Consider the following 7949-nt stretch of genomic DNA (forward strand, 5'->3'; position numbering starts at 1 on the left):
GCCCGGGGAGTCGTCGCGCGGGGCGCACGCGGGGTACGCGGCTTCGGCGTAGGGGGCGTTTCGGGCGAGGGATCGGCGCTCGCCGCGTCGCCGTCCGACCGAGGGGAGGACGATTCTTGGGGCTGCGGCAGCGACGCTGTCATCACTCCAAACTAGCAAGCCCCTCCGACACCGCCGTACGCGAGGCGAAGAGAAGCGACATGGTGTAGCCGATCACGAAAGCGCGACGAGTCGGGCGAGTCACCCTCTTCCCAGCCGGCCCCTCTTTAACATCGAGAGAACACAAAGGCGTGACATTCCGGTGGACCGGACATGACGACTCATCCCCCCAGGAGCCTGCCTTGACTGTTCAGATCGTGATTCTCGCCGCGGGTATGGGTTCGCGGCTGGGGCGCAGCCTGCCCAAACCCCTCACCGTGCTCGCTGACGGCCGCAGCATCATGCAACAGCAGCACGACAACATCCGTGCCGCTTTCGGGAGCGCCGCCCGCATCACGACGGTGGTCGGATACCGAGCCGAGACGATCGTCGACGCCTTCCCCACGGCCGACTACGTCTACAACGATCGCTACGACCAAACGAATACCTCCAAGAGCCTTCTTCGTGCGCTCGCCAAGACCGGGCGATCTGGCGTGCTGTGGATGAACGGCGACGTGGTCTTCGATCCGCGCGTGCTGGGTCGTGCCGTTCGACTCCTCGAAGACGACCGGTCCTTCGTGACCGTGGACACGGCGAACGTCAGTGACGAAGAGGTCAAGTACACCGTCGACGCCGAGGGCTTCGTTCACGAACTCTCCAAGGTCGTGGCCGACGGCGTCGGCGAGGCCGTCGGTATCAACTACATCTCCTCTCGCGACAAGAAAGCGCTGATGCGTCACCTGCAACGCGTGGGTGACCAGGCTTACTTCGAACGCGGCATCGAGCTGGCCATCGCCCACGACGGTCTGCACGTCGAACCGCTCGACATCTCGGACCTCTACGCCGTGGAGGTCGACTTCGCCGAAGACCTGGAGCGGGCCAACCTGTTCGTCTGACGCGACGACGATCGTCCGGCGACGCGCGTCAAGACGCCCCCGTGCGGGGCGGTCTCGGGAGAGGATGGCGGCATGGCCGAGAAGGTGCATCGCATCCACTCCCTGTCGGACGACGCTCCCTGGAAGGGCGGGCTCCCGCCGGTGGGGTCCGAGGAGCACCCCACGTTCATCCGACTGCTTGATCGCGCGCTCGCGGTGCAGCGTCCCGTCGTGCTCGCTCACCTGCGCAGCATTCGGCTGCGGCACCGTGAGGCCGGCACGCAAGAGATCCTGCGAATCCTCGAACGCCGCTACCTGACGGCGGTGACCACCGGCGGCGCGGCGGTGGGAGCGACCGCCGTGATACCGGGCATCACGACGGGGATCACGTTGGCGCTCAGCGGCGTCGAGACCGTCGGGTTCCTCGAGGCGACCGCACTGTACGCGCAGTCGGTCGCCGAGGTCCACGGTGTGGCGATCGACGACCCGGATCGCGCACGCGCCCTCGTCCTCACTCTGCTGCTGGGGAGAGAGGGCACCGACCTCGTCGCGCAGCTGGCCGCTCAGGCGGCGGGTCGTGGTGCGAGCCGATCGACGTACTGGGGCGATCTCGTCACGAAGACCCTTCCGCGCGCCGCCGTCGGTCCGCTCGTCGACCGTTTGAAGACGACCTTCGCGCGGCAGTTCGCCGCGCGCGGTGGCGCGTCGTGGCTCGGCAAGGCGCTACCGTTCGGCGTGGGCGCGGTCGTGGGAGGGGCCGGCAACCACATCCTCGGCCGGCGGGTCCTCGTCAACTCCCGCCGGGCGTTCGGCCCTCCCCCGTTGATCCTCCCCGCGGACGTCGAACCGCGTCCCGGCGCGCAGCGCCTCGAGCACGCCGCCGTGCACGGCGTGCAGCGCGTCGGCGACGCGCTCGCCGGCGCCGTAGGCGGAGCGGCACGACGAACGGGCGCGATCGCGCGCAAAGCACTTCCGCACCGCGGGAAGACAGCCCCGATCGAGCACGAATCCGGCAGCGAAACGGCATCCTGAGTCCTTCGCATCCCGCGGAGGCCTGGCGCAAGACCCGCGCGGCGATCGGTTCGTCCGGCTACTCTCACGGCATGGGCGACCTCCTCGATTCCCTCGCGGTCTGGATGCCGCGGCAGCGCTGGTACGGCACGAAAGGACGCGATCCCCGCCTGAGCGTGGTCGCGTTGTGGGAGGTGACCGCACCGGATACTCAGCTGCTGCTGGTGCGCGACGACGCGGCCGAACCCGCGATCGTGTACCAGGTTCCGGTGGTGAAGCGTCCGGCGGGGAGCGTCCTCCCGGGCAGCCTCATCGGCACCGCCTCCGAAGACACCGTGTGGGCGGATGCCACCACCGACGACGCGTTCACGGAACTGCTGTACCGCGCGGTGACCACCCCGGACACGGAGCTCTCGGGCGACCCCGACCTCACCGCGCGCACCCTTCCGTCGCCCAAGATCGGCGCCCCGGCCGCGCGTGCGAGCGCGCGGGTGCTGAGCGGAGAACAGTCCAACACGTCGATCATCTTCCGCCCCGAGGGGGATGGCGTCCCGGTCATCTGCAAGCTCTTCCGTCAGGTCAACGGCGGGGTCAACCCGGACGTGGAGCTGCCGACGGCCCTGGCGGCGGCCGGAGCGACCTTCGTCCCGGCGGCGATCGGCGAGGTGCGCGGAAAGTGGGCCTCACCCGAGGGGGTGCCGATCGTGGGGTCGCTCGCCTTCGCGCAGCAGTTCTTCGAGGGGGTCGAGGACGCGTGGCGGGTGGCGCTCGACGCCGCCGGCGCGAACGAGGACTTCCGCGAGCCGGCCCGCGCCCTCGGCGAGGCCGTGGCCCGCATGCACGTCGCCCTGGCCGCTGCCTTCCCCACGCGCGAGCCGCAGGAGACGGACCGCGCCGCGGTCGTGGGGGCGTGGAGCCGTCGTCTCGCCATCGCCGTGACCGAGGTGCCCGCCCTCGCACCGCACGTGGACCGCATCCGCGAGGTGTACGCCCGGGCGGCCGCGAACGCGTGGCCCGCCCTGCAGCGCGTCCACGGCGATCTGCACCTCGGTCAGGTGCTGTACACGCCGAGCAACGGCTGGGTCCTGCTCGACTTCGAAGGAGAACCCCTCCGCCCGATGGAGGAGCGGGTGCTCCCCGACCTCGCCGTGCGCGACGTCGCGGGCATGCTGCGCTCGTTCGACTACGTCTCCGGCGCGATCGCCGAGGACGACGGCGCCGTCGTGCGCGCCTGGGTCATCGCCGCGCAGGAGGCGTTCCTCGACGGCTATGCCGCGACCGCGGGCGGCACCATCCCGGGCGGGGGCGATCTGCTCGCGGCGTTCGAGCTCGACAAGGCCGTCTACGAGGCGATCTACGAGACGCGGAACCGGCCCGACTGGCTCGGCATCCCGCTCGCGGCGATCGGGCGCCTCACTTCCGCCGACTAGTCCGAGCCGCCGCCCGCGCGGGCGTCCCAGCCCTCCCACCGGCTCATGAGTTCGTCGACGGCGGCGTGGAAACGCGCGCTTGATGCTCCGGGGGTGGTGTCCCCGAAGTAGTACCGCACCCCAGTGACGAAGGCGCTCCCCCGCTTCGGGGTCGCCGAGCAGGCGGTCGGCCTCTCTCACGATGTCGCCGGACGACTCGGCATCCAGCCACTCGCACGCGGAGAGATAGCCGCTCTCGTCGACCTCGGCCTCGGGGTCGCGCGGTCGCGTGATGAGCAGGGGGGCGGCGAAGGCGAGTCGGTCGTACACCATCGCCGAGATGTCCAGCACGGCCAGATCGGCGGACCGCAGTTGCCACCCCAGCGTCGCCGAGGTGTCGTGGACATGGTGCGCCGACGGATCGGCACGGTTCGGGGCGGCGAGGGCGGCGATGATCCGACCATTCGCCGCGGCGTACTCCGGATCCACGACCCCCGAGCGCGGGTGCGGACGATAGACGACGCGATGGCGCCCCGTTGCGAGCAGCGCCGACACGAGCGCCTCTCCGTGCGTCCGAACGGAGCCGTAGTGAGCCGAGGGACGATCGCCCTCCCACGTCGGCGCGTACAGCACCACCGTACGATCATCGGCGGGGTACGGCGGATGGCCGACGGCGTGGTCGGCCTGCGGGCGACCGATCGAGAATGTCCGGCGGTCGAGGTCGTAGTCCCAGAGCACACGCCCGAGCCGGGCGCGGGCGGCGTCCCCGGCGACGAAGGCGTAGTCGTACGCCTTGAACTGGTTGGTGGTCATGTACATCTTGTCGGACTCGCCGTGGTTGATGAACACGTGCCACCGGCGCCCGTAGCGGAACATCTGGAAGTTGCGCGTGTTCTGATTCACGTAGAAGACGAGACGGATGTCCTGCTCGGCGAGCACCTGCTCGACGTCGCGCACGGTGGGTGCGAAGGCCACCGGCAGCTCCTTGTCCTTCAGCAGGGCGTCGGCACCGCGGACGGTGCGGCTGATCACGACGACGGGCCACGTCTCGGCGAGTTCGCGCAGCGGTGCGTACCACTGGCGCATCTGATACAGGTTCACGGCGCCGTCGGCGAAGTACACGGCGATGCGGAATGCCCGCTCGGGGAGGGGTCCTCGCTCGGCCAGCTTCGTCATGCCCGTGCTGAACGAGGAGCGGTACCTCCGTCGCGCCGTCGCCTCGACCCTCGCCCAGGACGTCCCGGGGCCGGTCGAGATCGTGCTCGCCCTCGGTCCATCGACCGACGGCACCACCGCGATCGCGCGGGAGCTCGCCGCCGCGGATGAGCGCATCGTCCTCGTGGACAATCCGGATGCCGACATCCCGGTGGGCCTGAACCTCGCCCTCGCCGCGACCCGCTTCCCGACCGTCGCGCGGGTCGACGCCCACTCCGAGCTCTCCCCCGGCTACACGCGTCGGGCGTTGGCCACCCTCGCCCGCACCCGGGCGGCGAACGTCGGCGGAGTCATGCGCGCCGACGGGCGCTCCCCTTTCCAGCGCGCTGTGGCGCGCGCTTACAACTCGCGCGCCGGGCTGGGGGGCGGCGCCTACCACGGCGGAGCGGCCGAGGGCCCGGCGGAGTCGGCGTACCTCGGCGTCATGCGTCGCGCAGCTCTCGACGAGGTCGGCGGCTTCGATCCCTCGATCCGGCGTGGCGAGGACTGGGAGCTCAACCTGCGCTTGCGCCGTGCCGGCTACCGTGTCTGGTTCGATCCGGCCCTGTCGGTCGTCTATTGGCCACGAGAGAGCTGGACGCGACTGGTGCGGCAGTTCCGCGCCACCGGCGCCTGGCGAGGCGAGCTGGTCCGCCGTTACGGGCGCCGCAACTCGCTGCGTTTCTTCGCGCCCCCCGCCCTCGTCGGCGCCGTCGCTCTCTCGACGTTCACGAGCGTGTGGCAGGGGGGACGCCGAGCGAAAGGACGCCGCTCGGCCGCGGCATCTCTCGTCCACCTCCCCGTCCTCGCGTACGCGGTGCTGGTCGCCGTCGCCGCCCTGGGACGGGGCGGCGGCCGAGGGTGGCGCGACCGCGCCTGGACGGCTGCCGTCCTTCCCTCGATGCACCTGTCGTGGGGCGCGGGTTTCCTCTGGGGCGTGGCGCGCGGCGCCCGCGACACCGTCGACACCTCTCGGTTGGACGGGCGCAACACCCCGCTGCCCTAGCGGTCGACGAAGCCCCGGTCCAGGATCCGGGCCACCACGCGCTCCGCCGCGCGCCCGTCGTCGCGGGCGTTGAAGATCCGCTGCCACCTCTCGTAGCGTTCGCGGAAGATCGACGGATCGACCTCCTCGATCGCGCGCGACAGCTCGGCCTGCGTGCGCACGACGGGACCGGGGGCGGCATCCAGCAGGTCGAAGTAGAACCCCCGCATCGCCCCGCGGTAGTGCTCGAGGTCGGGCACGAGGAAGTACATCGGCTTGCCCGTGATGCTGACGTCGAACATCACCGACGAGTAGTCGGTGATGAGCGCGTCCGCGACGGCGAGCAGGCGCGCGGTGTCGGGATACCCCGTCACGTCGATCACCCGCGGGCCGCGGGCGTCCTCGCCGGGCAGGAGCGTGCGCGAGTGCCCCCGCACGAGCACGACCGAGTCGGTCTCTCTCGCCAGCGTGGTCGGGTCCACGAAGTCGACGATCGCCTCGCGATCGTCCCTCCAGGTCGGCGCGTACAACAGCACGCGCTCCTCGGCGCCGATCCCCAGTGCCCGCCGGGTTCGCGCCCCGTCGTCGGTGTGCAAGACGTCGTTGCGCGGGTAGCCCTCGATCCACACCGGGCGACGCAGGAAGGCGTACGCCTTGGTCAGCACGCGGGCGGCGTACGGACCCTGGGCGAGGAGCACGTCCCACCGCCGCGCCTCGCGCACCACGGCCACCGCGCGCCGTGCGTCGAACCCCGGTCGGTGCAGCGCCAGGCGCTTCAGCGGCGTTCCGTGCCAGGTCTGCAGCACCGTCTGACCGCGACGCCGGACGAACCGACGGCGCAACCAGTCATTGGGATCAGTGACGTGAGCAGCCTGCCCGCGAGATAAAGCGGAATACGGCGGAGTTTTCGCGCATTTCCCGCCCCGAACGAGAAAGACGCCACCCCGCGAGCCTATCGCGGGGTGGCGTCCGACGCCGGGGCGTCAGTTGGTGGGCATCTTCCCGAGCGTGACCTGGACGGTCTTCTCCTGCCCGTTGCGGACGTAGGTGACCTCCGCCGAGGAACCCGCGGCGACGGCGCGGACCTGCGCGGTCAGATCAGCAGAGTTCGTGACGGGGATGCCGTTGAACTTCGTGATGATGTCGCCCTTCTCGAGGCCCGCGGCCTGGGCGGCGCCGCCGTCGACGGCCACCGCGATGTAGGCGCCCGTCGTGGTCGCACCCTGCATGCCCGCGGCATCCTGAACGTTCGCCCCGAGCAGGCCGTGCGTGGCGGAGCCGTTGTCGATGATCTCCTGCGAGATGCGCTTGGCGACGTCGGACGGGATGGCGAAACCGACGCCGATGTTGCCGGACTGGCCTCCCGACGACGATCCTCCGGCGCTGGCGATGGCGACGTTGATGCCGATCAGCTTGCCCTGGTCGTCGACGAGCGCGCCACCGGAGTTGCCGGGGTTGATGGCGGCATCCGTCTGGATGACGGCGATCTTGATCGACGCGGTCGCCTGCTGTTGCTGACCCTGCTGCCCCTCGCCGAAGTCGAAGAAGAACGGGTTCTCATTGCCCCCCGAGCCCGAGCCGTCCTCGGACTCGGTGCCGTCCTTGGGCGCGGCCGACGAGGCGACGAGGATCGACCGGTTGAGCGCGCTGACGATACCCGTGGTGACGGTGTTGGGAAGGTCGAGCGGAGCGCCGACGGCGGAGACGTTGTCGCCGACGTTGAGCTTCGACGAGTCGGCCCACTCGATCGGGGTGAGGTTGGAGGCGTTGTCGAGCTTGATGACCGCGAGGTCGTACGTCGGATCGGTGCCCACGATCTTCGCCGAGAACACGCGACCGTCGGAGGTGGTGACGGACACCTTCGGGTTGGCGGATTTGCCTCCGATGGTGACGACGTGGTTGTTGGTGAGGATGTAGCCGTCCTTGCTCAGGATGACGCCCGAACCTGTGTCGCCCGTCTGGCCCTCCAGGGCCTGGATCGTCACGACGCTCGGGACGACCTTCGCGGCGACGGCGGTGGTGTTGTTGACGTCCTCGGGGTTGTTGACCGTGACCGCGGTCGGTCCCGCGACGGCGGCGGAGTTCGAGCCGCCCCAGAGCGAGAGCCCGACGTACGTGCCGCCGAGGCCCGCGCCGCCTCCGACGAGGGCTGCGGCGACGAGGAAGGCCGCGACCCGGGGCGCGTTGCTCTTCTTGCGCGGCTTCGCGGGGGTCCCCGACTCGGGAAGGGTCAACGTGGGGTGCTGACCGTGCGGGTCGTGTCCCCCCGCGGCCGGGCCGAAGGCGTGTCCGGTGGGGCCGGTCGCACCGGAGGGGGCGGCCGCGTACCCCTGGGGG

General features: G+C 70.6%; 6 protein-coding genes and 1 pseudogene. 4 read left to right on the plus strand and 3 right to left on the minus strand.

What is annotated here, in order from left to right; all coding sequences use genetic code 11:
* Positions 1 to 341 precede the first annotated feature (341 nt).
* The 3 genes from NS220_RS14740 to NS220_RS14750 all read left to right on the plus strand — a co-directional run bounded on the left by NS220_RS14740 (position 342) and on the right by NS220_RS14750 (position 3454).
* Positions 342 to 1034 carry an NTP transferase domain-containing protein gene (locus NS220_RS14740; protein ID WP_058624782.1) on the plus strand — a complete coding sequence of 231 codons (693 nt, stop codon included), beginning with the start codon at positions 342 to 344 and terminating at the stop codon, positions 1032 to 1034.
* A 72-nt stretch (positions 1035 to 1106) separates the two neighbouring features.
* On the plus strand, positions 1107 to 2045 hold the full coding sequence (locus NS220_RS14745) for a hypothetical protein (protein WP_058624783.1): 939 nt from the start codon (positions 1107 to 1109) through the stop codon (positions 2043 to 2045).
* A gap of 71 nt (positions 2046 to 2116) precedes the next feature.
* On the plus strand, positions 2117 to 3454 hold the full coding sequence (locus NS220_RS14750) for a maltokinase N-terminal cap-like domain-containing protein (protein ID WP_058624784.1): 1338 nt from the start codon (positions 2117 to 2119) through the stop codon (positions 3452 to 3454).
* Here the strand turns inward: NS220_RS14750 and NS220_RS20630 are convergent.
* Positions 3451 to 4609, minus strand: a pseudogene (locus NS220_RS20630) (hypothetical protein). The gene NS220_RS14750 and the pseudogene NS220_RS20630 overlap by 4 nt on opposite strands.
* Here NS220_RS20630 and NS220_RS14760 point away from each other — a divergent pair.
* On the plus strand, positions 4608 to 5633 hold the full coding sequence (locus tag NS220_RS14760; RefSeq protein WP_242864630.1) for a glycosyltransferase family 2 protein: 1026 nt from the start codon (positions 4608 to 4610) through the stop codon (positions 5631 to 5633). The pseudogene NS220_RS20630 and the gene NS220_RS14760 sit on opposite strands and share 2 nt — an antisense overlap.
* Here NS220_RS14760 and NS220_RS14765 read toward each other — a convergent pair.
* Both NS220_RS14765 and NS220_RS14770 read right to left on the minus strand, forming a co-directional pair.
* The gene (locus NS220_RS14765; protein WP_346335429.1) at positions 5630 to 6454 is read right to left on the minus strand and encodes a CDP-glycerol glycerophosphotransferase family protein; all 825 of its coding nucleotides are present in this window, start codon (positions 6452 to 6454) and stop codon (positions 5630 to 5632) included. The two genes, NS220_RS14760 and NS220_RS14765, sit on opposite strands and share 4 nt — an antisense overlap.
* Before the next feature lie 141 nt (positions 6455 to 6595).
* A partial coding sequence (locus tag NS220_RS14770) for a S1C family serine protease (protein ID WP_058624786.1) occupies positions 6596 to 7949 on the minus strand: 1354 nt, incomplete at its 5' end.

The organism is Microbacterium testaceum, assembly GCF_001476655.1.
Taxonomy (GTDB): Bacteria; Actinomycetota; Actinomycetes; order Actinomycetales; family Microbacteriaceae; genus Microbacterium; species Microbacterium testaceum_C.